Raw genomic sequence first — 23786 nt, forward strand, 5'->3', positions numbered from 1 at the left:
CTATGCCAAGTGACATTCTACCATCCCCCGGGGCGGGCGGACCATGGGCATTGGCGCCTCATGGCGGCAGCGCTCGACCGCGATGCGGCAGCGCGGGTTGAACCGGCAGCCCGGCGGAATATTGGACGGATCCGGCATGGCGTCGCCGAGACCGATATCCGGCACGCCCTTGCCCGGCTCCGGCGTCAGCACGCTTTCCAGGAGCGCCTGGGTGTAGGGGTGGCGGGGCTTTCGAAACAGCGCGTCGGTTTCGTTCCGCTCGACGAAACGGCCGAGATACATCACCGCGACTTCGCTCGCGACATGCTCGACGACGGCGAGGTTGTGGCTGATGAAAAGGTAAGTCAGCCCGAGGTCGCGGCGCAGGTCGGCCAAAAGATTGAGGATCTGCGCCTGCACCGAGACGTCGAGCGCGCTGGTCGGCTCGTCGCAGATCACGATCCGCGGCTCCAGCACCAATGCGCGGGCAATCGCCGCGCGCTGGCGTTGCCCACCGGAGAGTTGCGCCGGCATGCGCTCGCCCATCGCGGCCGACAGGCCGACGCGCTCGAGAATGCCGCCGACCCGGCGCTCGATCTCGCCGCGCGAGAAAGTGCCCTGGGCTGCAAGCGGCAGCGCGACGATATCCTTGATGCGCCGGCGCGGATTGAGCGAGGCGAACGGGTCCTGGAACACCGGCTGGATCAGGCGCGCCCGCGCCTTGCGGTCGAGGTCGAACAGGCGCTTGCCATCGACCAGCACGGTTCCCGCCGTCGGCTTGAGCAGCCCGAGGATCAGGCGGGCCAGCGTGGATTTGCCGCATCCGGACTCGCCGACGATGCCGAGCACGCTGCCGGCCGGCACGCTGAAGGTGACATCGTCGACCGCGACCACGCGCTTTTCCGCCGACATCAGCCCGGTGTGGACGCGGAATTCGCACCGCAGGTTCTCGACCTCGATCGCGGCGGTCATGCGGGTTGCAACTCCGCCCAGTCCGGCTCGAGCCGGCAAAGATAATCATGCGCATCGCCCGCCCGACGCCGCGGTATCGCGCGCGCGCAGGTTTCGTCGGCGTGGGCGCAGCGCGAGCGAAAGGCGCAGCCGGCAAAGCCGGGCCCGATCGCCGGCACGACGCCGGGAATCGAGCCGAGCGGCCGGTCGCGCTGCACGCGGCCGGGCACCGGCACACAGGACAGAAGACCGCGGGTGTAAGGGTGTTGCGGCGCACGGAACAGTTCCGCGGTCGGCGCGCGCTCGACCACCTCGCCGGCATACATCACCGACACGTGGTCGGCGACGCGCGCGACGATGCCGAGGTCATGGGTGATCAGCAGGATCGAGAGGCCGAGCTCGCGCTTGAGACCCGCGAGCAGCCGCAGGATCTGCGCCTGCACGGTGACGTCGAGCGCGGTGGTCGGCTCGTCGGCGATCAACAGTTCCGGATCGCACATCAGCGCCATCGCGATCATGACGCGCTGGCGCAGGCCGCCGGAGAGCTGGTGCGGAAACTGGCCGAGCCGCATGCCAGGTGCGGTGATGCCGACGCGGCCCATCAGTTCGGCGGCGCGGTCGAGGGCCGCCGCGCGCGAGCCGCCCTTGTGGCGCGTCATCACCTCCGCCATCTGCGAACCGATGGTGAAGGCCGGATTGAGGCTGGTCATCGGCTCCTGAAAGATCATCGCCATGCGGTTGCCGCGCAGGCGTGCCATCTCGCGGTCCGACAGCGATGTGAGGTCGGTGCCGGCGAAGCTCATCTTTTTCGCCGAACGCTGGCCGCCGCGGGCGAGCAGGCTCATCACCGCCAGCGCGGTCACCGACTTGCCGCAGCCGGACTCGCCAACTAGGCAATGAGTCTCGCCCCTCTCGACCCGGAACGAGGCGCCGCGCACCGCCGCGGTGCGGCCGAACGTTACCTGAAGCTCCTCCACGTCCAAGAGCGAACTCATCGCAGCCGCTCCGCGCCGAGCAGATTGCGCAGTCCGTCGCCGACCAGATTGATGCCGAGCACCAGAACTGCCAGGGCTACGCCGGGGATCATGATCACCCAGGGCGAAAAGAACATGTAATCCTTGCCCTCGGCGATCATCAGCCCCCATGACGGCAGCGGCGGCGGCACGCCCAACCCCAGGAACGACAGGGCAGCCTCGAGCAGGATGGCCAGCGCCATCTCCAGCGTTGCCACCACGGCAAGATGGCTCGCGATGTTCGGCAAGATTTCCTTGATCAGGATGTGCGGCATCGAGGCGCCGGCGCACCAGGCCGCGCTGACGTAATCGTGGTTGCGGACCTGCATGGTGGTCGCGCGCGCGACGACCGCGAAGCGGTCCCATAACAGCAGCCCGAGGGTGGCGACGACGAGCCCGAGGCCCGATCCCATCAGCCCGACCACCGCAAGCGCGACCAGCACGACAGGGATCGACAATCGCGTCGTGATGGCGAACAGCACGAAATCGTCGACGCGGCCGCCGAAAAACCCGCCGAGCACGCCGAGCGTGATGCCGATCAGCCCCGACGTGATCACCGTCATGATGCCGATCAGGAGCGAAATGCGCGCGCCATAGACCAGCCGCGCGAGATAGTCCCGGCCGAGTTGGTCGGTGCCGAGCCAATGGCCCGGCTCGGTGCCCTCCATCCAGAACGGCGGCTTGAGGCGATTGCCGAGGTCCTGGGTGAACGGATCCTGCGGCACCAGCGCGTTGCCGACGAGCGCCGCCGCGAGGACGATCGCGACAATGGCAATCCCGATCGCAAAGCCGGCGGCGCCGATGCGCGAGCTGCCTATGCTCGAAGGCTGCGGCGCCTGAATGGCAATCGGCTCGCTCATCCGGTCCTCAGCCTCGGATCAAGCAGCGCATTGAGGATGTCGGCCAAGAGCGTGAGGCCGATATAGAACACGGCCAGCACCAGCACCACCGCCTGCACGACAGGGAAATCGTTCTTGGCGATGCTCTCCCAGCCGAGATAGCCGACGCCATGCAGCGCGAACACCGTTTCGATGACGATCGAGCCGCCCAGCATGAAGCCGAGCTGGACCGCCGCGATCGACACGACGGGAATGGCGGCGTTGCGCAGCGCGTGCTTGAAGATGATACGCGCCCGCGACAGGCCCTTTGCGCGGGCGGTGCGGATGTAATCGGAGGCCATCGCCTCGATCATGCCGGAGCGCGTCAGCCGCGTCAGCGCCGGGATCGCGGTGAAGGCAAGCACGATGCCGGGCATCACGAAATGCTGCCAGGTGCCGGTGCCGGAGATGGGCAGGATGCCGAGCTGCAGGCCGAGCACGATCATCAGAATCAGCGCCAGCCAGAAGCTCGGCACGGCCTGACCGACCATCGTGAACAGGGTGACGCCGCGGTCGATCCAGGTGTTTTCGCGCAGCGCCGCCAGGATGCCGAGCGGTAGCGAGACAATCAAAGCGAGGCTCAGGCCGACCAGGCCGAGCGTCAGCGTGATCGGCAGGCGCTTCTGGATCAGGTTCGCCACGCTGTCCTTGAAGAAATAGCTCTGGCCGAAGTCGCCGACCATGGCGCGGCCGGTCCAGGCGAAGAACTGGACGTAGAGCGGGCGGTCGAGGCCATAGGCCTTGCGCACGATTTCGACGTCGGCTTGCGTCGCCTGCGGACCCGCGATCGAAACCGCGAGGTCGCCGGACAGCCGCGTCAGCAGGAATGCAAGCGTCATGACGGTCAGCGCGACCAGCACACCGAGAGCAAGACGCCGGGCAATCAGACGCAACATCTATCAGGACTCCACGACCGACCCGGAACGCGTTCTCGGATAGGCCGCCATACAACAAAGCGAACGTAACGGTGTCATCAAACAGTTGTCCCTTGCAAGAGAGGCGGCGATATTTCGTGCAGGGTGTGCACGTCTTGGAATGTTGGTCTCACCTAAGATCGATTCGAGCCGCGGCTCGCTGCCGCGTTCCGAGCGAGGCGTTGAGGAACGTGGTGCGAGCGTAGCGCCCGTCCACGCCATGGAGGCGAATGCAATGTGCATGCCATGGCGGGAGTTCTGACGTCCGGTCAGGGCAACGCCTTCGCGCCCAAAAATCAAATGAATTCAATGGCTTTGCTGCGGAGTGGCGGTCCTCCCGGAGCAAACTGGGGCACGAAGACCGGCGGCGAGCTATCAATGGCTCATCTGCTGCTGCGTTTGATTAAGCAGCCGGATCATATCCGCGTCAGTTGTCTGGACGAAATCGTCTAATGAAGCGGCATCCAAGTCGGCATGGGAGCGGGTTTCAGCTCAACGTGCAGGGCCTTTGAATAATCCGATGCGCACTCGCATTCCCTTGCCAGGGGCGCTGTCGACATCGAAATCCGCTTTGGCGTTCTCCGTCAATGTACTGAGCATGAGTGCTGAAAGCTTCCCGGGCATGGGCCACTTTGCGCCTTCGGCAAGTCCGTTCCCGTCGTCTGCCACCACCACCCGATAGTAGTCGTCGCGCTCCTGCAGGCATCTGACTGTCAATGTGCCAGATTCACGCCCATCAAAGGCGTACTTGAATGCATTCGTCAGCAGTTCATTGACGAGAAGTCCCACGGGCATCGCCACGTTGATTGAAATCGGAGCCTGGTCGGCTTTGAGGTCCAGTCTGACGCCGTCAAGACCGTGAGTACGCGTCACGGCGGACGCAATCTGTGTAAGATACTGGCCAAGATCGATGGTTTGACCAAGACCGTCGCCGGAAAGTTCTCGGTAGAGAATGGCCAACGATTCGATGCGTCCAGCCAGACGATCCAGCGCCGCCCGGTCAGCGCTGTTTTGGTTGCGAATATCAAGGCGGATGAGCGCGGCGATCAGTTGCAGATTGTTCTTTACTCGATGCTGCAACTCCTTCAGCAAAAGATCCTTATCGCGCAATTGCCGCTCAAATTCCTCACGTTGCGATTTTGCGCGCTCGGTGATGTCGATCAGCGCGACAATGCGATAGTCCTCCGTTCCGTCCTCGTTTTGGATCACGCCGGCAAATGCATCTACCAATAAGTGCTTCGGCTGCTCGCGTTGAAACGTCCCGATAAAGTCATCGCAGTTAAGTAGCGACTTGGTGAAGGTGACATCAGGTTGTCCTTCGAGCGTGAACGACTCCAGTACCGACCAACCTCTTCCCTTGATCTCCGAAGCGGTTTGTCCCGTCAGCGCCTCGTAGGACTTGTTCGCAAAAATTATGCGCTGGTCTCCACCGATTATTTTGGAGATGACCACCGCGATCGGTAACCGATCGAGGAACAGTCTGAATTCGTGGGAGTTGATCGCTTCTGTGATATCGAGCGCATCGAACAGATCATTGACCTGCTGCGAAGCAGACGTGGAACCCTCTTCTGGGTCACCCATTTTACCTGTCCTGGTTGCCGGGCGGGATTCGCTCCTGTCCCGCAATCCATGCAGGACGTACGTTGAGAATAATAAGGTTCTGGCGCGTCCGTGCCAGTCAAATCGCCTGCGGCGGCGCGCGACTCCACCTTGGGGCCAGGGGAAAACGTCTTGGAAAGGTCGTGGGCTGAAGCTGCTTCGGAGCGATATTTGTCGCCGACATCGAGATATCTCTCGGTTCCCGGACCGCCGCGGTCGAAGCGACTGGAGCCGCGGACCATGCAAATCCCTACCGTCGGCCCGCCGCCGCGGTGCCAAGCGGCAAAACCGCGACCGATGACGGTTTAACCGGCGTTTGCTCCTGTGCCGGAAGACGCAGCAGAGCTGCCGATTCCCTCGTGCCGTAGACGAGCATCGTCGCCGACCCGATGAGCAACATCAGGGCTGAGACGATAACGGCGAGGAAGATCCGCTCCATGAACGGTCAATGAACGGCAGCGACATCCGTTCCCTCATACTTGGGTATGGCAGCCAAGCGAGGCTTCCTTGCGCCGGGCGGCAAATGAAGGGACGTCCAGAAAGGTCCGGCAGTCGTCCATGCCGCAGACCGCGTCGGACACCGCGCGTCAAAGCCAGCGATGGCCGCGGCCTGATGAGCCTTCAGTCAAACGTAGCGAGCCGGCGCAAACGGGGCGACGTCGTAAGGCGGCGGCGCGCCGCCAATCATGGCGGCAATGGCGGCGCCGGTTGCGGGACCGGTCGTGAAGCCGATGTGCTGGTTGCCAAACGCAAGCCACAGGCCGGCATGCCGAGGCGCTGGTCCGATCATCGGCAGGCTGTCGGGCAGCGTCGGCCGTGAGCCGCGCCATGCATCGCCGACGGCATCGCCGAATTCGACCACGCCACGCGCGAGCGGAACGACTTGGTCAAGCTGGGCGAACGAGGACGGCGCATCGCGATCGGTCAGTTCGACGCCCGAGGTGACGCGGATACCCTGCTCCATCGGCGTCATGATAAAACCGCCGTCGATATCATAGATCGGACGCCGCAAGGAGCGCGCCGGGTTCGGCTTGAATTCGCGGTGATAGCCGCGTTCATAGGCCAGCGGCACGCGATAGCCGAGCGGCCGCAACATATCCGCAGACCAGGGACCCAGCGCGGCCACCACATGCCGCGCCGAAATCTCGCCCTCGGCCAGCACCACGCGCCAGCCATTGTCGTCGGGTATGATCGCCTTGATGTCCGCCTGCCTCACCTGGCCGCCGGCGTTCGCGAACATTCGCGCATAGGCCTTGACCACTTCGCCCGGCGAGTCGACCGAGGCGGTCTGGGTGTGCAGCAGGCCCACTTTATAAACGGGCACAATATCCGGCTCGAGCGCGGAGATGGCCTGGCGGTCGAGCCATTCGCTGGCGATGCCGTATTCTGCCAGCATGGCCTGCTCCTGCTTCGCCGCGAGAACCGCATCGCTGCGCCACGCCCTGAGCCAACCGGTCTCGCGAATGCGATGTCCCGCTCCCGCTTGCACGATCCATTGTCGATGCAATTTCGCCGATACATCGATCAAGCCATGCAGCGCGGTCGCGCGCGGCCCAAGTCGCGACGCGGCCGAATTGGCCAAAAAGCGCGCGACCCAGCCCGCGTTCTTCACCGCCCAAAGCGGATTCCAGCGCAATGGCGCATGGCGGTTGGTCAGGTATTTCGGCAGCGACGTCCACAGCGATGGATTGTTGAGCGGCGTGATCGAGCCGCTGCTGATGATGCCGGCATTGCCGTATGAGGTCTCGCTGCCCGGCTCGCGCCGATCGACGAGTACGACCGACATCCCGCGCTGCCGCGCGGCAAAGGCCGTCGATACCCCGACGATGCCCGCGCCGAGCACCACGACATCCGCATTATCTTCCGGCATCAACTTTCCAAACGCCTTCCCAAGGAGATCTTACAAAGGAGACTTCACATCATGCTCGGACCACCGCCGACCGGCAACACCGGAAGTTCCCTTCCCAACAAATCATCACCAAAACGCCGCATGTGAGTCTGCAACCTTTCCGACGCCCGTGGCTTTCTTGCACCGCGACGTTCGTCGCATTCCAGCCAACCTTCATAGGAGTTGACTATATGGCTGCACTACTCGGAAACCTGCTTGGTACCGTCGATGGCCTGCTCGGAACCGCCACCGGCGTACTCGGCGGCGCAAGCGCCAGCGGAAGCGCTTCTGCCAGCGCCAGCGGCACGGCGGACCTGTCGAACACGCTCGATCTCGGCGCAGTGATTGAGACCAACCCGAGCATCGGCCTCTCGGCAGGGCTCGACGGTGTCGACGCTTCGGTTTCCGCACCGACCTTGATCGGCGCCAGCGCCGATGTCGGCCATCTCGATGTCGGTGGCCTGCTCCACGGCCTCGCCTAACTCCAGTTGAGTTCGGACATTTCAAAACCGCGCGGCGTGGGGAGCGCATCCCCACGTCACGTCTCCGATATATGCACTGCGCGAGTGGATCGCGCAGCGCCAAGTCAACTCGCCCCACGTCAACTCGCTTAAGGTGATTGCCGAATGCCTACGGGCATGCTGACCGCCCTTGACGACTCCGTCGCGCCGGCGCGACGGATGGATGACGTTCGCCAGGCGCTGGTCGCACTATGGCCGCAATTCCTCTGGGCTGGGCTGTTCTCCAGCGCCATCAACCTGCTCTATCTGAGCTCGCCGCTTTATTTGATGCAGGTCTATAACCGGGTGCTGCTCAACGAGAACGTCTCCACGCTCGTCCTCCTCACCCTGATCCTGGCGATCGCACTGCTCACCATGGCGGCGCTGGACGCGGTACGCTCCTACATCCTGATCCGCTGCGGCATCCGCCTCGACATGGAATTGTCCGCGCGCGTGTTCGAGGCGCTGGTGGTGCGCTCGGCGCAGCGCGGCGCATCGCGCGGCGCGCAGCAATTGCGCAATCTCGATCAGTTCCGCACCTTCGTGACCGGCCCCGGCATCTATTTCGCGTTCGACCTGCCGTGGATCCCGATCTATCTGATGCTGCTGTTCTTCATTCATCCGCTGCTGGGCATCGTCGCGACCATCGGCGCGCTTCTCCTGCTTGGCCTCGCCGGTCTCAACGAGGTGATGACCCGCGACCCGATGAAGGAAGCCGAAGCCGCCGGCAACCAGTCCTATGTGTTCACCGAAAACATCCTGCGCCACGCCGACGTGATCCGCGCGATGGGCATGCAGCCGGCGGTGGAACGCAACTGGCAGAGCCAGCGTTCGTCGATGCTGGTGCAGCAGGCGCAGGCCAGCGACAAGAACGCGGTGATGACTTCCACCATCCGCTTCTTCCGCCTGCTATTGCAATCGCTGATGCTCGGCACCGGCGCCTGGCTCGCCATCGACCACGCGATCACGCCGGCAACCATCTTCGCCGCCAGCATCGTGATGGGCCGGGCGCTGGTCCCGGTGGAACAGGCGGTCGGCACCTGGAAGCAGTTCATCGGCGCGCGCGAGGCCTATGCGGAGGTGCGCGAGCTGCTCGGCGAGATCGACCTGACGCCACCGCACACCATCGTGCCGCGGGCGCGCAACACCATCGAAGTGCGCGAATTGCGCTGCCTGCTGCCGGCGCGCAAGGAGCCCGTCATCAGGGACCTGACGTTCGAGCTTGGCGGCGGCCAGGCGCTCGGCATCGTCGGCCCGAGCGGTTCCGGCAAGAGCACGCTGGCCCGCCTTCTCGTCGGCGCCATCCTACCCTCCGATGGACGGTTGCGCTTCGGCGGGCTCGATTACAGCCATTGGGATCCGCTCGAGTTCGGCCGCCATGTCGGCTATTTGCCGCAGGACGTCGGCCTGTTCGCCGGCACCGTGCGCGAGAACATTGCCCGCTTCGGCGATGCTTCGACGGACGAGATCATCGACGCCGCCAAGCGCGCCGGCATTCACGAGATGGTGCTCGACCTGCCGAAGCAATACGACACACGGTTGGGTCCCGGCGGCGTCGGCCTGTCCGGCGGGCAGCGGCAGCGTCTGGCGCTGGCGCGGGCGCTGCTCGGCCGCCCGCCCCTGCTCGTACTCGACGAGCCCAACGCCAATCTCGATGCCCCCGGCGAAGAGGCGCTGAAGGTGGCGCTACTGCAGGCCAAGAGCGAGGGTGCCACCATCATCGTGATCACCCACCGCACCACCATCCTCGACATCGTCGACGTCATGATGGTGCTGCGGGGCGGCATGCTCGACATGCTGGGTCCGCCGGGCGAGGTCTACCACGCGCTCCAGCAGGCTGCCGCGGGGCGCGCGTCATGACGGCGATCGGCGACGGCTTCGCCCCGATGCGCGACCGTGCGCGCTACGCACGCCCTTCGCGGCCGGCGCTGCTCGGTGCCGGCGTGGTGGCGGCGTTCCTTGCCGCGATGACGATGTGGGGAACGCTCGCGCCGATCTCCGGCGCAGCCATCGCCAGCGGCAACCTCCAGGTCGAGGGGCGGCGGCAGAGCGTGCAGCACCCCTATGGCGGCGTCGTCCGCCAGCTCACCGTTCGCGACGGCGCGCGCGTCGAAAAAGGTCAGCTCCTGATCCGGCTAGACGACAGCGACCCGCGCGCCAAGCTCGATGTGCTCACGGCCGATCGCGACGCTGCGCTCGCCGCGCGCGCACGGCTGGTCGCCGAACGAGACCGAAAAGATGCGCCGGAGTTCGACGAACATCTCCGCGCGCGCAGCGAACTATCCGCGTCGCGCCAGGCCATGGCCAACGAGACCGCGATGATGGCGGCGCGAAAGCACCAGTTCGCCGCCGAGACGGCGGTGCTGCGCGGCAAGATCAAGGAGCTCGAAGCGCAGATCGCGGGCACGCAGGCGCAGCTTGCCGGCACCGAGAAACAGCGGGAACTGCTGACCGACGAGATGAATGGCGCGCAACATCTGTTCGCGCAAGGCTATACGCCAAAGACCCGCATCCTTGCTTTGCAGCGCGAGGACGCCCGGCTGAAGGCCGATATTGGCGCGCAGCAGGCCAGCATCGCCGGCATGCAGCAGCAGATCGCGCAGAACGATCTCGAGATCGCCAGGGTGGAACGCGCACGGATGAGCGAGATCACCGACCAGTTGCGCGGATGCGAAAACAAGCTCGCGGAACTGACGCCCAAGATCGACGCCGCCACGGACGTGTTGGTCCGCACGCGGATCACGGCGCCGGCGACTGGCTCCGTCGTTGGCCTCGACGTCTTTACCGAGGGCGGCGTGATCCAGCCCGGCGCGCGGCTGATGGACATCGTGCCCACCGACAATCCGCTGATCGCCGCCGCAAAACTGAAACTCTCCGATATCAACGAAGTCGCCGTCGGCCACCGTGCCGAGGTGCAGCTCACCGGCGTCAACTATATCGAGCGTCCCCGGCTCTACGGCACCGTGCACACGGTGTCCGCCGACCGCCTGACCGACGACAAATCCGGGCTAGGCTATTACGCCGTCGAGGTCGCGCTCGATCCCGACGACGTCAAGAAGTCGCGCATCGACCTGCAGGCCGGCATGCCGGCCGAGGTGATCGTGCCGACGCGTCCGCGCACCCTGTTCGAATATCTGCTCGGTCCGCTGCGCGACGAGATCACCCGCGCGTTCCGCGAGCGCTGAGGAGGAGATGGCCATGGCCGACGCCGTCAAGAATGCCCGCCGCTCCGACGAAGCCGAGCGCAGCCGGCATCTCGCGGCAACCGAATCGGTTGCCTTCGCCACCATGCTGCTCGGCCTGCTCAACGACGCCGACACGGCGCTGCACCGCCTGGAGCACGAAGGGGAAGCCCGCGCGGCGCAGCCGGCTGCCCTGCACCCGCCTCCGGCAGATATGGTCCCGGCCGCGCTGCAGCCGGCCGATCCCGCACCCGGCCATGACGACCAGCATGCCGGCGTGATCGAACCTCCTGCGGCCGACCTTTCGCCTGCGGTCCACGCCGACGCCACGGCAACGAACACGCCGCAAGATACGACCGCGATGCTCGCCGAAGCTCCATCAGGCGACGTGCTCGCCACGCAGGCTTTTACATCGACGCCCGCGCTATCGAGCTTCAGCGCAGCTCTGGATCACGCGCCATCGGCAGGCGCAGGCAGCGCGCCGTCCGGCAGCAGCATCGCATCACCGTCATTCGATCTTGGCGCGTCCGCTCACAACCTTGCAGGCAGCCTCACCGGCATCGTCGACACCGCGCTTGCAACGGTATCGAGCACGATCGCAAGCGTGAGTGCCACCGTAGGGCAACTGACGGCGACCGTGACCGGCACCGCGAGCCATCTCCTCGACGGCTTGACCGGCACGGTGACCGGCCTGATCCATGACGCGCCGGCCCCCAGCCTGCTCGAACCGCTGACGACGAACCTTTCCGGCCCGACATCCAGCACAACGGATTTCTCCGGCACCGCGCAGCACGACATACCGCTGCTCGACACCGCGGGCGCGATACCGACCTCGCTGCTACATCCGATCCCGCTGCAGCTCGGCTTTCTCGGCCAGCCAACGATGGACGGCCATGAGCCGCATGACGGCGCATTCTCGGCGCTGGGGATCCATCATTTCTGAGAGATCAGCTTTTACCCAACCTTCATTTGCGTGGCCGGAGTCCGGTCAACCTCGGCAGCAACGTCGGTAATGATCTCGCGCAGCCAAACAAGGGCGGGATCCAGGTGAAAGGACGCCGGCCACTGCAGGGCTTCTCGGAATGCGGGGATGCGGACCGGCGCACGCAGCAGCTTCAGCGGAAAGTTTCGCGCGAAAATTACAGCGAGGCGATGATGCATTGTCGCGATGCGGGAGTGGTTCGCGGACTTTCAGTTCTGCCGCACAGGTTGGCGGATCACTGTCTTGAGCTTTTCAGGCGCCGTCTTGCGAGGGTCGCTCAGGTAGACCTCATGATGCCGACCGGTGAAATCGTAGCCGCCCGAAGGCATGATCTCCCCGTGCAACCTCGCGAGCAGCGGTCCTTCGTCGTCGTAGCTGCCCACGTGCAATGCCTGGAGGCAGAGGCCTTCCTCCAGGCTTTCGAGCCTCAGACTGTCAGGAAGCGCGCCGAGCTTCTCTCGCGCCTTGATCCTGGCGGCCAGAAAGGTTTCGTCATTCACATAGTCCGGCACCATGATCATCATGGTCCACTCCCATTCGTCCTTACGCCGTGCGGAGAAGCTTTCAGGGTCGGGAGCTGACCAGAGTCCCTCCAATGGCATCACGACGAAGTCGTTCCCGTTTGCCTTGCAGGAGAATTTGATCGTAAAGGCCGTCGCGTAGAGGCTTTCGACGGCGAGCCTATAGGCTTGGGCTGTGTTCGGGTCACCACGACCATCCACCATGAGGTAGGAAACCGGCGGCACATCGATCGTCACGAAGCGGTTAAGGGGAGCGGCAAAGAGTGGCTTCCTCACCTTCTTTAGATCCAGCTTTTCCATCTACCCCCTCACAGCATTCCGGATATGTTTGGACGGCCGAACCAGATCAGCCTTACTGGACCACACTAGACCACCTCGCGCAGAATGCACTGAGCCCGGAGAGCCATAGTGAGGGAGGCGGCATGGAAAAGAACGTAAAGGACTTGTTTGAGCGCTATGAGAACCTGTTCCGAACGGCGCTTAGGGATCAAGTGGATATGGACCAAGTGGTGTCCTCATACGCCACCGCGTTCGTTGCGGCCTCTCCGGCTGGCGTCAGTGTCGGCCGAAATGACGAACACCTGAAGCAGATGATGCAACAGGGGTTTGAAAATTATCGCCGGATCGGTACGAAGGATATGCGACTTCGCAATGTCCGCATCGCACCGATCGACGAGCACCATTGCCTGGCGCACGTCGCTTGGACCGCCATCTACAACCGTGGCAGCGAGCCGGATGTTTCCATCGATTTTGAGGTCCATTATCTGGTGCAGCAGCTCGAAGACACACCAAAGATCTTTGGATGGGTGTCAGGGGACGAGCAAGCCGTTCTGAAAGAACGCGGCATCATCTGAATTCCGCTTCCCACACGGTTCGCGTTCCGGTGCTGCCTGCGATTTTGTGCTATGCTTGCAAATAGCCTTCAGCCAGATCAAACGCTGTTTTCACCGGTCCGTTATGGCTGACATACCAGATACCGCTGGCGTCATTGTCCGGCCGCCAATCGCGTGGGCGCTCGCGGTGCTTGCCGGGCTCGCGCTCAACTGGCTCATGCCCTTGCCGTTCTTGCCGGCCGCGCTACCTGCAGGCTGGCAGGGCGCGACGGTGTTTGCCCTCGCGCTGGCGCTGGTCGCGTGGGCGATCTCTACCATCACCCGGGCCGGCTCGAACGTGCCCACCAACCTGCCGACCACCACCATCGTGGAGGCCGGCCCCTACCGCTTCACGCGAAATCCTATTTATCTCGGCATGGCGCTGGGGCTCATCGGCCTGGCCATTGCCTTCAACAGCCTCTGGCTGTTGATGACGCTGGTGCCCTTCGCGCTTGTCATCCGCTACGGTGTGATCGCCCGCGAGGAAGCCTACCTCGAGCGCAAGTTCGGGGACGTCTATCGCCGCTACTGCGCGCGGGTCCGGCGCTGGCTATAGGGCTTGTCGGCCAGGACCAGCGCCCCCGGGGGAACCCGCGCCTCGCCGTTCCCGCTCCGCAAAACGGCATGGGCATGGGTCGTGGGAAGGCGTATATTTGCGTGGTCCTTCGCGCAAAATGATCAACCTCTCATGGAGGTGGCCATGAAATATGTGCTGCTTGGTAATCTGAGCCCGGAATGGGCAAGCAAGCAATCGGAGCGGGTCAGCAAGGCCAAGACAAAACTCGACAAGCTAGGCATCAAGGTCGAGTCGATCCACTACACGCAGGGCTACTACGATTTCGTCGACATCGTCGACGCCCCGAATGAGGGAGCGATGCTCGCGTTCTCCGTCTGGTACGCGGCCCAAGGTCTGGGGCGGATCCAAAGCATGCCGGCTTTCGACGCCAAGACCTTCGAAGCCGCGATCAAGGACGCAGCGGGCTAAGCCCCGGAGCGTGGCTCACGGCTTTCCTGCGAACCACCCGTGCCCGCTTCGCTTGGGCGAGCAGGGTGTGGCATTGTTCGCGGGCGCGGGTGCCGCGCTTACCCCGGAGTGATCGAAAGCCGGCGCGCCAGGCTCGATGAAGGATGCCGCAAGCCGCTACGCAGCGATTACTGCGGTGGTACGGCTTGGTCCGGACCTGTGGCTCAATCTGCAGAAGCGCTACGATCTGGAGCGGGCCGAGCAGGAGCTTGGCGAGAAGATCAATGCTATTCCCCCAGGTTGGAAGTGGCGGTTCTCTGACCGCTTGACGCGGCGCGCCATCTATGTTCTCTTTTTGTTCTTTGGACATCGTGTACGAGGTCGCTTCTTTCCATGCATGACATTTGCACCGACGCCGGGTCGATCACGCTCTTCATTCATAATGACGACGATACGCCCGTCGAATTCGTCCGGCAGCTCCTTCGCAACGTCTTCGGCAAGTCCGAACGGGAAGCGATCGCATTCACCGCGCTGATCGAGAACGAAGAGAAGGTGGCCTGCGGCCCCTACCCCGGCCCGGTCGCTAAGGCGCTGCTGGATTCGGCACGGCAAAGCATCAGCGCCGCCGGTCATGGTTTGCTGATCACCAGCGAAACCGCGGCCACGCAAGGCGCATGCGATCTTTGCGGAGCACCGGCGACTGGCAGTGAAATCCTGCTCGCCGGCAGGACAGCGTGCCTCTGCAACGGCTGCCTGCTTGCCGTCAGGCTCGCATCGGAGGCCGTGCCTGGAGACGAGTTCAAACACGCCTGGCTCGCGCTTGACTGGCACTTTGCCGGAATCCCGCGAAACCAGTTGGTGACGAGAGCGCGGCAGTTTCCCGGCCACATGCTCGCCGACGTCCAGGTCGCGGTCGACCAGTTGCTCGCCTCGCCGCTGCACTTCTTCGGCATTCACGAGGAGTATCGCTATGAGACGCTGGCATTTGCGGCCCTGATGAAGCAGGGCCGGAACGCTCCCGCGCTTGCGCCGGCGCAGTACCACGACGTCGAGATCGGTGAAGCGCAGCCGGTGAAATGCCTGCATAACGGACTGTGGCTGTGCAGAGCCGGCGAGCTCCGCTACGCCGTGCTGCTATCGTTTCATCGTGAATACCAGCATGAGGCTGCGATACGTATCGAGATCGCCGTGCCGACCGGCGCCGCCGGCGACGCACTGGTGCAACGTTCGTTCGCCGAGCTTGAAGAGGCGGTGCACGCCGCGCGTTCCTATCGCGGCAAGATCCTTTCGCTCGAAGGTGGATCCGACTATCGCGGACGGTCGCGCGGGGTCATGGTGCACCGGCTGCCGGCAGTCGGACGTGATGAAGTCATCTTGCCCGAACAGACGCTGAAGCTGCTCGATCGCAACGTCATGGGCTTTGTCGGCAATCGCGCGGCGCTTCGCAAGCTGGGCCAATCGACCCGCAAGGGCATCCTGCTTTACGGCCCGCCGGGCACCGGCAAGACGCACACGATCCGTTACCTCGCGACCAATTTGCCCGGACATACGACGTTGATCATCACGGCCGAGCAGGTGGGGTTGCTCGGCGTCTATATGAAGCTGGCGCGCCTGTTGCAGCCAACGATGGTAGTGATCGAGGACGTCGACCTCATAGCCCGCGATCGCGAAGAGATGGGATCGTGTGAAGAGCCGCTGCTCAACAAGCTGCTCAACGAAATGGACGGGCTGAAGGAGGACTCCGACATCCTGTTCGTCCTCACCACCAACCGGCCGGAGCAGCTTGAAGGCGCGCTGGCCGGCCGGCCCGGACGCATCGACCAGGCGATCGAAGTGCCGCTGCCCGACGGCATCGGCCGCAGCAAGCTTGTTCAGCTCTATGGCAAGGAGCTGCCGATGGACCAGACCATCATTGATGAGACCGTGAACCGCACGAAGGGCGTCAGCGCCGCGTTCATCAAGGAATTGATGCGGCGTATCGCGCAAGCGAGCATTTTTCGGGATGACGGTTCGACGGTCGAATCCGGCGACATCAGCGAAGCGCTGGACGACATGTTGTTCACTGGCGGCAGACTCAACGTCACCCTGCTCGGCGGGGCGCAGGAAATGGCAGGCTCTTGATCGGACTTGGCTTGGTAGAATAGGTTTTGACCTGCTACATGCCATGAACCCGATCGTCTGAGCCAGCGGCTATGAGCGTTTCAGCCGACGCCCTGTACAAAATGTCCGACGTCGAATTGCTGACGGCCTATGTAGAGGCACGGCGACAGTTCGTCGAAAAGAAGTTCGCGCGCGACACGCAGCGGGCGCGGCTGGAGTGGCTCAGAGCCAAAATGTTCGTCGGCAGCCCGGGCGGGGTCACCGAGCGCAACATGGCTATCGACGTTTCCGAGGAAATCGCGCGCAAGGGCCAGGAACTGCGCGAGATGACGCGAGAGCTCGATCTGCTGAAGGTCGATGTCGACGTCATCGGAATCGTCATTCGATCCCGCGGCGCGCCGGCACTGGTCGCCGCACAAGCGGAAGACGCGGTTCAAGGCGACGCCGAGCGCGAAGGCCATTGAAGCGCCTGAGGCACCCTTTGCACGTCAGAGTTAGTTGATAGGTGCTCCGTCCATCGAGCACGTGCACAGCGGCAGCCTCTAGCAGGTCAAGATATTTGCGCGATGCAGTTGATAAATGGCGCGCCACCGCCGATGAAGATGCGCACTATTGCTTCCCCGTGGCGCCGCGCCCAGATAATGTGACGCTGTAACGCAGGACTTGATCAATGCTTTTAGCTATTGAGCAGGAAACACCAACAGCCTGTTCGCGGTTCACGACGGCGACCATTGGATCGCCCAATGGCGATCGGCTACCGAGCCTAGCCGTACAGCCGATGAATACGCCGTGTGGCTGTCGCAGCTCATGGCGATGCACAAACTTGAGCTCAGCCTTTTGAATGCCTGTGTGATATCGAGCGTAGTGCCGCAGTCAATCTTCAACCTGCGAAACCTGTCGCGTCGCTACTTGCACGCCGAGCCGTTGATCGTTGGTGAGAATACCGAGCTGGGCATCGAGGTGCGGACCAAGAAGCCCTCGGAGGTCGGATCGGACCGTCTGGTCAATGCGCTGGGCGCGCTCAAGCTCTATTCCGGGCCATTGATCATTGTCGATAGCGGGACCGCCATCACGCTGGACGTGATCGGAAGTGATGGCGGCTTCGAGGGAGGTGTGATCGCGCCAGGCGTCCACCTGTCGATGGAGGCCCTGCATGCAGCCGCCGCGAAGCTTCCCAGAATTGCGCTGCAAAAGCCACGACGGGTGGTAGGCGATGACACAGTTAGCGCCATGCAGTCCGGTATTTTCTGGGGTCACGTTGCGCTCATCGAAGGAATGATTGCTCGCATTAAGGCTGAGCGGAACGAAGCAATGACGGTCGTCGCCACCGGCGGTGTCGCATCGTTGTTCCACGACGCCACCAAGGCGATAGATCACTTCGATCCCGACCTGACGATTCGCGGTCTGCTGGAGATATACCGGCGTAGTACGGGATCACGGTGACAATGCACTCAATTCGAGAACTTAACGGGCTCAATCGAAGGAGCGGCCGATTTGGCTGCAATCGCGTATTCCGAAATGGCGCGCTACGCCGGATAGACACGACGAATACAATCTGCCGTTCCTACTTCGCTAGCGCCGCTAGCGAGCGCAGATCGCTGCGATTTCCATCCGGCGAGTCGCGAGATTAAGCAGGAACGTAGGTCAACCTGATCACATCCTCGCCAATCCGATCATTAGTCACAAGGCGGAGCGGCGGCCGGGGTCCGGCGAAATATGGCCTGCCGTGGCCGAGCACGACAGGGTGCAGGTAGATCCGATACTCATCGATCAGGCCAAGTTCGGTGAGGCTTCGCGCCAAGTCCGGGCCAGCAACTTCGATCTCCCCGTCGCGCTCGGCCTTCAGCTCACGAATCGCGCCCTCGAGATCATCCCCAACAAGCGTGGCGTTGGGGCCGACCGACTTCAACGAGCGCGAGACGACCCATTTCGGCTGGCTCCGCCACGCCGCCGCGAAGGCGTGTTCCTCTGCACCCCACTCAGGATGATCGTCGTCCCAGTAGCGCATGATCTCATACATTTGGCGACCGTACACACTACCTGCCTGCCGCTGAGCCTCCTCGATGAAGTGGCGGAAGAGCGTAGGGCTTGGCGCGAACGCCATATGGTCGACGTAGCCGTCGAGGGACTGGTTCATTCCGAACACGAGCTTAGCCATACCCAATTCCTTCCTCACGCGGCACATCCACGCGGTTCTGATTGCGGTATGCAATCGGTTGTAAGCTAGATTGACTGATTTTAAATCGCAATTGGGAACGGCGACGGCACGTTCGCCCGCGATCAAGTGCGCGCTGTCGCGCAGCGGTGCAAGTCGTGAGCCGGAAAGAGGTTCGCGTTCGTGGGCTGCGGAGCGAGCTGCTGCGAACGTTAACCGCCGCCTCTGGCGTAGAGGCGGCGGTGCCGGGCGTTCGTGCCTTTGAACCGAAACTGATGCGGGCGGGGTTCTCCCTGAACCGTTACCGATTACTACCGAGTGGTTCTGCCAGTCCGATGAGAAGTCCTTCGGGGCCGCGGATGTAGCAGAGCCGATACAAGTCCTCGTACTGAACCACTTCGCCGACGAGCTGCGCACCGTGCTTACGGAGCCTGGTGAGTGTTTCGTCGATGTCGCTCACAGTGAACATAGCACGCAGGTAGCCGAGCGCGTTCACCGGGGCGTTCCGGTGATCGGCGACTACAGACGGGGTGAGAAAACGCGAGAGCTCGAGGCGGCTGTGGCCGTCGGGAGTGACCATCATGGCGATCTCGACGCGCTGATTACCCAGTCCAGTGACGCGTCCGGCCCATTCTCCTTCAACCATGGCTCGCCCCTCAAGCGTCAGGCCAAGCTCGGTGAAAAAAGAGATGGCATCATCGAGAGATTCCACCACGATGCCGACGTTGTCCATTCGTAGCAATTTGCTTTTAGTCATGATTTCGGTCGTGTCCCTGGTGGTGGTGTAGCTGCTGGACGGTAGCACTACGCCATCCACGACGTGAAGAGCTTCGGGCACGCTCATAGTCGTCCATCCATTCTCGCGCTTCTTCCGCGATCAGTTCGAGTTCTACGTCCGCAAGCTGGCAAAGAATGGCGTCCGTCTGATTTCAATCACGCAGGACCTCGGCGACGATCCGATGAGCGTGATGATGCGGCAGATCATGACCCTGTTTGATAAGTATCAGTCGAGGGAGAACGCAAAGCACTGTCCGCTATCCGCGACCAGGCTCATGCGGATGCCGAACGCGCCGCCGCGGCGTTAGAACGTGTTGGACCAGCCATCACGCCAGAGAGCCTCCGCCGGTTCGCGCTGAGCGCGCGCCGCAAGTTGCGAAACGAGGATGGAACATACCGGCGGGACCATTTGCGCGCCGTGGCCCAGCGCGTTGAGGTCATCAGTCCGAGCGAGATTCGAAAACCGAACTGCTCCGGACACTTGTTGCCGCTGCTCGCGTAGAATCGGCGGCTGCTGCCGTTCGCAGTCTCCAAGATCGTCTCCTTCGCGCCATGAGCGGCCGTCGCACTACTTTCTCTCGCTCCGAGTGCGGCCCCACGGCGACCGGTGGAGCCTTAGTCAATGAGCACCGGGATAAGCGACAGAACGAGCAGCCCCGCCATCGACCAGTTGAAGACGCGACGAACCGATGGATTGACGAGGAAGCGTCCGACCGCAACGCCGAACGCCGCCCAGAGCGCGACCGAGAGGAACACCGCGCCGTCGAGGACGAGGAGGATCAGCGTGGTTTCGACCACGGGGTTGCCCGCTGCCGTGGTGAAGGCCGCGAGCGCTCCAAGCGCCGACATCCAGCCCTTGGGATTGACCCACTGGAACAGCGCCGCCTCGACAAAACCGATGGGGCGATCGCGCGTCGAGCCATCCGCCGATCCGCGCGAGCGGGCGATGCGCCATGCGAGGTAGAGAAGGTATGCAGCGCCAGCGTATTTGAGCACGGCATGGATGCGCGGCTCGGCGAGCATCGCGCCCGCGATACCGGCACCAAGAACGACAATCATCACACCGAAACCGAATGTGATGCCGAGGATGTGGGGTATCGCGCGCCGGTAACCGAAGTTCGCGGCGGTCGAAGTGACCATAATGACATTGGGGCCGGGCGTGAACGACATCGCCGACGAGAAGAGAACGAGCGGCCAAAAAAGGAATCCCTCGACCATTACGCCCTGCTGCTCCACTTGTTAGCGCACCTGTGGCATAGTGCACGCAGCGTGACTGGGACCAACTACCTCAGAGGTATTCACGGTGAGCAGCGAGTCGTTCGCCGATCATCTGCGTGCCTGGCGGGAGCGGCGGGGGCTATCGCAGCTCGCGCTCGCCGGCCAGGCCGGCATTTCGCAGCGGCACATTAGCTTTCTCGAGCTTGGCCGGTCTCGGCCGAGCCGCGAGATGGTGGATCGTCTTGCCATTGCGCTCGGCGTGCCATTGCGGCAGCACAACGAACTCCTCCTTGCGGCCGGCTTCGCACCTGAGTGGCACGAGCGCGACCTCGCGGCGCCTGACATGTCCGCGGTCACAAGCGCGCTCGACTATATCTTGAAGCAGCAAGAGCCCTATCCGGCAGTCGTCGTGGACCGTCACTGGAACCTCCTGCGGAGCAATGACGGTGCGGCACGGCTCGTCGAGTTTCTGACCGGACCGACAGCGCCGGGCGCGGCAGTGAACCTCGCCGACGCTCTCGTCGGGCCCGATGGCCTGAAGCCGCATCTGCGGAACTGGCCGGAGGTTGTCCGCCACTTCATCCGCTCGATCGAAGCCGACGCGGCGGTGGACGGCTGGCCGGAAACCGCGGCGCTCCTCAAGCGACTGCTCGGCTATCGCGGGGTCCGCGCGGCGCTACGGCAAGAGAGCGCGGGCGGCGATGCAGGCCCGGTGCTGCCCATGCATTTCCACAAGGACGGCAAAGAGATCACACTCTTCACAACCATCGCCACGCTCGGGACGCCGCAGGATGTCACTGCAGCCGAGATTAGGATCGAAAGTTTTTTCCCGATGGATGCCGCGACGCAGAAGCTGATGCACGACTGGGCGCGGGAGGGTGTCCGAGCCACGCGCACTGTAGCGCTTTCAACAAGCGGCGGCCTATAACACGAAAGGTCGAAAAAGATTCGACAACTCAAGGTCTGACACAAGTGCGTCCGCTTAGGGCCCACAAACAGACCTTGGGAACGCGCGATCAGGCCTCGTCACATCGGAAAGGCATGGCGTCACCTGCGGCCCGATCCGCAGACAAAATCGCAGACTAATTTCTCTTTCAAGTCTGCGGCGTGCGGCTAAGTGATTGAAATGATGGCGCGCCCGAAGAGATTCGAACTCCTGACCCCCAGATTCGTAGTCTGGTGCTCTATCCAGCTGAGCTACGGGCGCGTTTTCGCTTGGCATTTGGGCTTTAAGAGGCCCGGATGCGTCCGACAAAGACCTCGGACCATCGCGAAAGAGCGCTTTAGCTACCCGCTCCGGCTTCGCTTGGCAAGGTGGGGAAATGCGATCGGGGGGCCAATTCCGGGCAGTATTTCCGTCATTCCGGGCGCATCACAGCGCAAACCTCGGATGTGCCCGCACATCGGGGAATCTCGTGCCACGACTTCTGGATTTCGGTTCAATGCGGAGCCTGTCATCGGGCCGCGCGTTCGCGCGGACCCGGTGGCATCGCTCCGGAATAACGTGGAGGATTAACTGCTTACGCACGCGCCCGCTCGTTGCGGACGCTCTGCAGTTCCACTGGGCGGTCGGGAATCGAGACGCGGAAGGTGGCGCCAATGGTGCCCTCGACCAGGTGAATGTCGCCGCCATGGGCGCGGACCAGCTCGGCTGCGATCGCCAGGCCCAGCCCGCTGCCGCCGGGGCGGCCGGAGGTCTGGAACGCCTCGAACAGGTGCTCGCGCGCCTTTGCCGGCACGCCCGGACCGGTATCGGAAACCTCGATGATCGCGACCGAGCCTTCGCGGCGGCCGGTGATGCGGATCTGCAAGGTCGCGGCGTCGCCCTTGGGGCGGCTGTCGAGCGCCTGCACCGCGTTGCGCACCAGGTTGAGCAGCACGCGAAAGAGCTGGTCGGGATCGGCGTCAATGGAAAGCCCGCGCTCGATGGCGTTGATCCAGGTGATCGAGGCGTCGGCGGCAAGGCCCGCGGATTCGCGCACCTCGGTGACCACGGGTTCGACCTGGATCAAGCGGCGGTCGGGCTCGGCCTCCTGGACGCGGCCATAGGACAGCGTCGACTGGCAGAAGTCGATGGCGCGCTCCAGCGAGCGCATCAGTTTCGGCGCAAAGCGCTGCACCCGTGGATCGGGCACGCTGGCCAATTGATCCGAAAGCAATTGCGAGGACGCCAGAAGATTGCGCAGATCATGGTTGATCTTCGACACGGCAAGCCCGAGCGCGGCAAGCCGGCTCTTCTGGGAGAGCATCGAGACGAGGTCGCGCTGCATGTCCGACAGTTCGCGCTCGACAACGCCGATCTCGTCGCCGCGCTGGCTCGGCACGATGATGCGCGCCGCGCTTTCGGGGTTTTCGTGGAAGCCGACGAGATTGGCGGTCAGCCGCCGCATCGGGCGGACAAACAGATAATGCAGCGCGAGGTAAACCAGCCCCGCGGCCAGCATCGCGATCCCCAGCGAGACCAACAGCAGGTTGCTGGAAAAGCGGTACATCGCCAGCCGCAACGGCCTTTCGTCGATGACGACCTCGATGAATTGCGCGCCGCCGGGCGCGGGCCCCACCACGCGGATGGTCTGGTTGCCTCGCTCCAGCATGGTCTCAAAGGACTCGACGATCGCGGACCACACCGTGAGCGTCCGCATGTCGATGTCACGGTCGATCGCCGGCGGCAGGTCGGCGCTGGCGAGCAGCCGACGCTGCTGCCCCATCTTGATGGCGACCGCCCGCGCGCCGACGCTGGTCAGATCTGCCGGGCCAGCGAATCCGGGACCATGCCGAGCGGCGCGGCGTCCAGCACCAAGGCGGCTGTATTGGCCGCGGCGAGGCGGTCGTTCAGCCGGTTGGTCCAGAAATTCGCGATCGAAGGCACATAGATCATCAGGAGCGCGATCATCACGAGCGGGATGGTGAGCAGCAGGAGCTTGCCGGACAGGCCGAGCCGCCGCGGGCCCGAAGGCCGCGGCGCTTGAAGAGTCGGCTGGTCGGTCGCTGACACGATTATCCGCCTTGATATCTCTGCTTTCGGAGCCCGCCGAACCCCGGCCGCCCGGCCCATATAAGTTCGCGTTCCTGTGATTCCGAGGATGCGTTTGGGCCACCGAACGGTCAAATTACCGATCGCTAATGTCCTGTGGTTCCGATGGTCCGGGCGCGTCGCCGTCTTGCCCCTGAAAACCCCACGAAAACAGATATATTCGCCCCAATTGCGACGTTTCAAAGAACGGCTGATGCCGCAACCCCCGACATTGACGAAAACAGGTCGCTCCCGTATAAGCCGCGCCAATTGTCCGCGA

Annotated in this window: 23 protein-coding genes, 1 tRNA gene and 3 pseudogenes; 13 read left to right on the top strand and 14 right to left on the bottom strand. The window is 63.4% G+C overall.

Annotated features, from left to right (window positions below):
* From ACFXS9_RS31230 to ACFXS9_RS31245, 4 genes are read right to left on the bottom strand one after another with little or no spacing between them, the layout of a single operon-like run.
* Positions 1-951, bottom strand: a complete 951-nt coding sequence (locus tag ACFXS9_RS31230) for an ABC transporter ATP-binding protein (RefSeq protein ID WP_392695622.1) — start codon at positions 949-951, stop codon at positions 1-3.
* Complete coding sequence (locus ACFXS9_RS31235; RefSeq protein ID WP_392695625.1) at positions 948-1925, bottom strand: ABC transporter ATP-binding protein; 978 nt, start codon at positions 1923-1925, stop codon at positions 948-950. Before ACFXS9_RS31235 ends, ACFXS9_RS31230 begins: the two co-directional genes overlap by 4 nt.
* Positions 1922-2803, bottom strand: coding sequence for an ABC transporter permease (locus ACFXS9_RS31240; RefSeq protein WP_392695628.1), 882 nt, complete (start codon positions 2801-2803; stop codon positions 1922-1924). The genes ACFXS9_RS31235 and ACFXS9_RS31240 overlap by 4 nt, the downstream gene beginning before the upstream one ends.
* Positions 2800-3717, bottom strand: a complete 918-nt coding sequence (locus ACFXS9_RS31245) for an ABC transporter permease (RefSeq protein ID WP_392695630.1) — start codon at positions 3715-3717, stop codon at positions 2800-2802. Before ACFXS9_RS31245 ends, ACFXS9_RS31240 begins: the two co-directional genes overlap by 4 nt.
* Before the next feature lie 264 nt (positions 3718-3981).
* Here ACFXS9_RS31245 and ACFXS9_RS31250 point away from each other — a divergent pair, with 264 nt between their 5' ends.
* Positions 3982-4188 carry a hypothetical protein gene (locus ACFXS9_RS31250; protein WP_392695633.1) on the top strand — a complete coding sequence of 69 codons (207 nt, stop codon included), beginning with the start codon at positions 3982-3984 and terminating at the stop codon, positions 4186-4188.
* Between the two features lie 39 nt (positions 4189-4227).
* On the opposite strand, the gene ACFXS9_RS31255 is transcribed toward ACFXS9_RS31250, so the two are convergent.
* The 3 genes from ACFXS9_RS31255 to ACFXS9_RS31265 form a co-directional block, all read right to left on the bottom strand.
* Positions 4228-5316, bottom strand: coding sequence for a sensor histidine kinase (locus ACFXS9_RS31255; protein ID WP_392695636.1), 1089 nt, complete (start codon positions 5314-5316; stop codon positions 4228-4230).
* Between the two features lie 268 nt (positions 5317-5584).
* Positions 5585-5773, bottom strand: a complete 189-nt coding sequence (locus ACFXS9_RS31260; RefSeq protein WP_392695639.1) for a hypothetical protein — start codon at positions 5771-5773, stop codon at positions 5585-5587.
* A 186-nt stretch (positions 5774-5959) separates the two neighbouring features.
* Positions 5960-7204 carry an NAD(P)/FAD-dependent oxidoreductase gene (locus tag ACFXS9_RS31265; protein ID WP_392695641.1) on the bottom strand — a complete coding sequence of 415 codons (1245 nt, stop codon included), beginning with the start codon at positions 7202-7204 and terminating at the stop codon, positions 5960-5962.
* A 209-nt stretch (positions 7205-7413) separates the two neighbouring features.
* Here ACFXS9_RS31265 and ACFXS9_RS31270 point away from each other — a divergent pair, with 209 nt between their 5' ends.
* From ACFXS9_RS31270 to ACFXS9_RS31285, 4 genes are all read left to right on the top strand, one after another.
* Positions 7414-7704, top strand: a complete 291-nt coding sequence (locus ACFXS9_RS31270) for a hypothetical protein (protein WP_392695644.1) — start codon at positions 7414-7416, stop codon at positions 7702-7704.
* Between the two features lie 198 nt (positions 7705-7902).
* Complete coding sequence (locus tag ACFXS9_RS31275) at positions 7903-9582, top strand: type I secretion system permease/ATPase (protein WP_392695647.1); 1680 nt, start codon at positions 7903-7905, stop codon at positions 9580-9582.
* Positions 9579-10907, top strand: a complete 1329-nt coding sequence (locus ACFXS9_RS31280) for an HlyD family type I secretion periplasmic adaptor subunit (RefSeq protein WP_392695650.1) — start codon at positions 9579-9581, stop codon at positions 10905-10907. The genes ACFXS9_RS31275 and ACFXS9_RS31280 overlap by 4 nt, the downstream gene beginning before the upstream one ends.
* 13 nt (positions 10908-10920) lie before the next feature.
* Positions 10921-11847: a hypothetical protein gene (locus ACFXS9_RS31285; RefSeq protein WP_392695653.1), complete on the top strand. Its 927-nt coding sequence runs from the start codon at positions 10921-10923 to the stop codon at positions 11845-11847.
* 11 nt (positions 11848-11858) lie between these two features.
* Here ACFXS9_RS31285 and ACFXS9_RS31290 read toward each other — a convergent pair whose 3' ends face one another.
* Entirely contained in the window at positions 11859-12065 is a 207-nt protein-coding gene (locus tag ACFXS9_RS31290) for a hypothetical protein (RefSeq protein ID WP_392695655.1), read from the bottom strand.
* Between the two features lie 30 nt (positions 12066-12095).
* On the bottom strand, positions 12096-12707 hold the full coding sequence (locus ACFXS9_RS31295; RefSeq protein WP_392695657.1) for a GyrI-like domain-containing protein: 612 nt from the start codon (positions 12705-12707) through the stop codon (positions 12096-12098).
* A 122-nt stretch (positions 12708-12829) separates the two neighbouring features.
* Between ACFXS9_RS31295 and ACFXS9_RS31300 the strand changes: the two genes are divergently transcribed.
* The 6 genes and pseudogenes from ACFXS9_RS31300 to ACFXS9_RS31325 all read left to right on the top strand — a co-directional run.
* Entirely contained in the window at positions 12830-13261 is a 432-nt protein-coding gene (locus tag ACFXS9_RS31300) for a nuclear transport factor 2 family protein (RefSeq protein WP_392695659.1), read from the top strand.
* A gap of 103 nt (positions 13262-13364) precedes the next feature.
* Complete coding sequence (locus tag ACFXS9_RS31305; RefSeq protein ID WP_392695662.1) at positions 13365-13835, top strand: methyltransferase family protein; 471 nt, start codon at positions 13365-13367, stop codon at positions 13833-13835.
* 144 nt (positions 13836-13979) lie between these two features.
* Entirely contained in the window at positions 13980-14264 is a 285-nt protein-coding gene (locus ACFXS9_RS31310) for a GYD domain-containing protein (RefSeq protein WP_392695665.1), read from the top strand.
* A gap of 372 nt (positions 14265-14636) precedes the next feature.
* Positions 14637-16364, top strand: coding sequence for an ATP-dependent Clp protease adaptor ClpS (locus ACFXS9_RS31315; RefSeq protein WP_392695668.1), 1728 nt, complete (start codon positions 14637-14639; stop codon positions 16362-16364).
* A gap of 71 nt (positions 16365-16435) precedes the next feature.
* The gene (locus ACFXS9_RS31320) at positions 16436-16807 is read left to right on the top strand and encodes a hypothetical protein (protein ID WP_392695671.1); all 372 of its coding nucleotides are present in this window, start codon (positions 16436-16438) and stop codon (positions 16805-16807) included.
* Between the two features lie 235 nt (positions 16808-17042).
* Positions 17043-17786, top strand: a pseudogene (locus tag ACFXS9_RS31325) (type III pantothenate kinase); the annotation flags it as partial.
* 184 nt (positions 17787-17970) lie between these two features.
* Here ACFXS9_RS31325 and ACFXS9_RS31330 read toward each other — a convergent pair.
* Together ACFXS9_RS31330 and ACFXS9_RS31335 are read right to left on the bottom strand one after the other, a co-directional pair.
* The gene (locus tag ACFXS9_RS31330; RefSeq protein ID WP_392695674.1) at positions 17971-18501 is read right to left on the bottom strand and encodes a dihydrofolate reductase family protein; all 531 of its coding nucleotides are present in this window, start codon (positions 18499-18501) and stop codon (positions 17971-17973) included.
* Positions 18502-18799: 298 nt separating this feature from the next.
* The gene (locus tag ACFXS9_RS31335) at positions 18800-19255 is read right to left on the bottom strand and encodes a VOC family protein (protein ID WP_392700120.1); all 456 of its coding nucleotides are present in this window, start codon (positions 19253-19255) and stop codon (positions 18800-18802) included.
* Positions 19256-19337: 82 nt separating this feature from the next.
* On the opposite strand from ACFXS9_RS31335, the pseudogene ACFXS9_RS31340 reads away from it, so the two are divergent.
* A pseudogene (locus ACFXS9_RS31340) lies at positions 19338-19526 on the top strand (recombinase family protein); the annotation flags it as partial.
* Between the two features lie 364 nt (positions 19527-19890).
* On the opposite strand, the gene ACFXS9_RS31345 reads toward ACFXS9_RS31340, so the two are convergent.
* Entirely contained in the window at positions 19891-20493 is a 603-nt protein-coding gene (locus ACFXS9_RS31345; RefSeq protein WP_392695677.1) for a LysE family translocator, read from the bottom strand.
* Between the two features lie 85 nt (positions 20494-20578).
* Between ACFXS9_RS31345 and ACFXS9_RS31350 the strand changes: the two genes are divergently transcribed.
* Entirely contained in the window at positions 20579-21421 is an 843-nt protein-coding gene (locus ACFXS9_RS31350; RefSeq protein ID WP_392695680.1) for a helix-turn-helix domain-containing protein, read from the top strand.
* Positions 21422-21623: 202 nt separating this feature from the next.
* Here the strand turns inward: ACFXS9_RS31350 and ACFXS9_RS31355 are convergent.
* Positions 21624-21700, bottom strand: a tRNA-Arg gene (locus tag ACFXS9_RS31355).
* Positions 21701-22013: 313 nt separating this feature from the next.
* Positions 22014-23548: pseudogene (locus ACFXS9_RS31360) on the bottom strand (sensor histidine kinase).
* Between the last annotated feature and the right edge of the window lie 238 nt (positions 23549-23786).

This window comes from Bradyrhizobium sp. RDI18 (genome assembly GCF_043203335.1).
Classification (GTDB): domain Bacteria; phylum Pseudomonadota; class Alphaproteobacteria; order Rhizobiales; family Xanthobacteraceae; genus Bradyrhizobium; species Bradyrhizobium retamae.

Excerpts from the sequence above, each read along its gene's own strand:
- ACFXS9_RS31230 (WP_392695622.1), bottom strand. The coding sequence starts at position 951 with ATGACCGCCGCGATCGAGGTCGAGAACCTGCGGTGCGAATTCCGCGTC.
- ACFXS9_RS31235 (WP_392695625.1), bottom strand. The coding sequence starts at position 1,925 with ATGAGTTCGCTCTTGGACGTGGAGGAGCTTCAGGTAACGTTCGGCCGC.
- ACFXS9_RS31240 (WP_392695628.1), bottom strand. The coding sequence starts at position 2,803 with ATGAGCGAGCCGATTGCCATTCAGGCGCCGCAGCCTTCGAGCATAGGC.
- ACFXS9_RS31245 (WP_392695630.1), bottom strand. The coding sequence starts at position 3,717 with ATGTTGCGTCTGATTGCCCGGCGTCTTGCTCTCGGTGTGCTGGTCGCG.
- ACFXS9_RS31250 (WP_392695633.1), top strand. The coding sequence starts at position 3,982 with ATGGCGGGAGTTCTGACGTCCGGTCAGGGCAACGCCTTCGCGCCCAAA.
- ACFXS9_RS31255 (WP_392695636.1), bottom strand. The coding sequence starts at position 5,316 with ATGGGTGACCCAGAAGAGGGTTCCACGTCTGCTTCGCAGCAGGTCAAT.
- ACFXS9_RS31260 (WP_392695639.1), bottom strand. The coding sequence starts at position 5,773 with ATGGAGCGGATCTTCCTCGCCGTTATCGTCTCAGCCCTGATGTTGCTC.
- ACFXS9_RS31265 (WP_392695641.1), bottom strand. The coding sequence starts at position 7,204 with ATGCCGGAAGATAATGCGGATGTCGTGGTGCTCGGCGCGGGCATCGTC.
- ACFXS9_RS31270 (WP_392695644.1), top strand. The coding sequence starts at position 7,414 with ATGGCTGCACTACTCGGAAACCTGCTTGGTACCGTCGATGGCCTGCTC.
- ACFXS9_RS31275 (WP_392695647.1), top strand. The coding sequence starts at position 7,903 with ATGGATGACGTTCGCCAGGCGCTGGTCGCACTATGGCCGCAATTCCTC.
- ACFXS9_RS31280 (WP_392695650.1), top strand. The coding sequence starts at position 9,579 with ATGACGGCGATCGGCGACGGCTTCGCCCCGATGCGCGACCGTGCGCGC.
- ACFXS9_RS31285 (WP_392695653.1), top strand. The coding sequence starts at position 10,921 with ATGGCCGACGCCGTCAAGAATGCCCGCCGCTCCGACGAAGCCGAGCGC.
- ACFXS9_RS31290 (WP_392695655.1), bottom strand. The coding sequence starts at position 12,065 with ATGCATCATCGCCTCGCTGTAATTTTCGCGCGAAACTTTCCGCTGAAG.
- ACFXS9_RS31295 (WP_392695657.1), bottom strand. The coding sequence starts at position 12,707 with ATGGAAAAGCTGGATCTAAAGAAGGTGAGGAAGCCACTCTTTGCCGCT.
- ACFXS9_RS31300 (WP_392695659.1), top strand. The coding sequence starts at position 12,830 with ATGGAAAAGAACGTAAAGGACTTGTTTGAGCGCTATGAGAACCTGTTC.
- ACFXS9_RS31305 (WP_392695662.1), top strand. The coding sequence starts at position 13,365 with ATGGCTGACATACCAGATACCGCTGGCGTCATTGTCCGGCCGCCAATC.
- ACFXS9_RS31310 (WP_392695665.1), top strand. The coding sequence starts at position 13,980 with ATGAAATATGTGCTGCTTGGTAATCTGAGCCCGGAATGGGCAAGCAAG.
- ACFXS9_RS31315 (WP_392695668.1), top strand. The coding sequence starts at position 14,637 with ATGCATGACATTTGCACCGACGCCGGGTCGATCACGCTCTTCATTCAT.
- ACFXS9_RS31320 (WP_392695671.1), top strand. The coding sequence starts at position 16,436 with ATGAGCGTTTCAGCCGACGCCCTGTACAAAATGTCCGACGTCGAATTG.
- ACFXS9_RS31330 (WP_392695674.1), bottom strand. The coding sequence starts at position 18,501 with ATGGCTAAGCTCGTGTTCGGAATGAACCAGTCCCTCGACGGCTACGTC.
- ACFXS9_RS31335 (WP_392700120.1), bottom strand. The coding sequence starts at position 19,255 with ATGACTAAAAGCAAATTGCTACGAATGGACAACGTCGGCATCGTGGTG.
- ACFXS9_RS31345 (WP_392695677.1), bottom strand. The coding sequence starts at position 20,493 with ATGGTCGAGGGATTCCTTTTTTGGCCGCTCGTTCTCTTCTCGTCGGCG.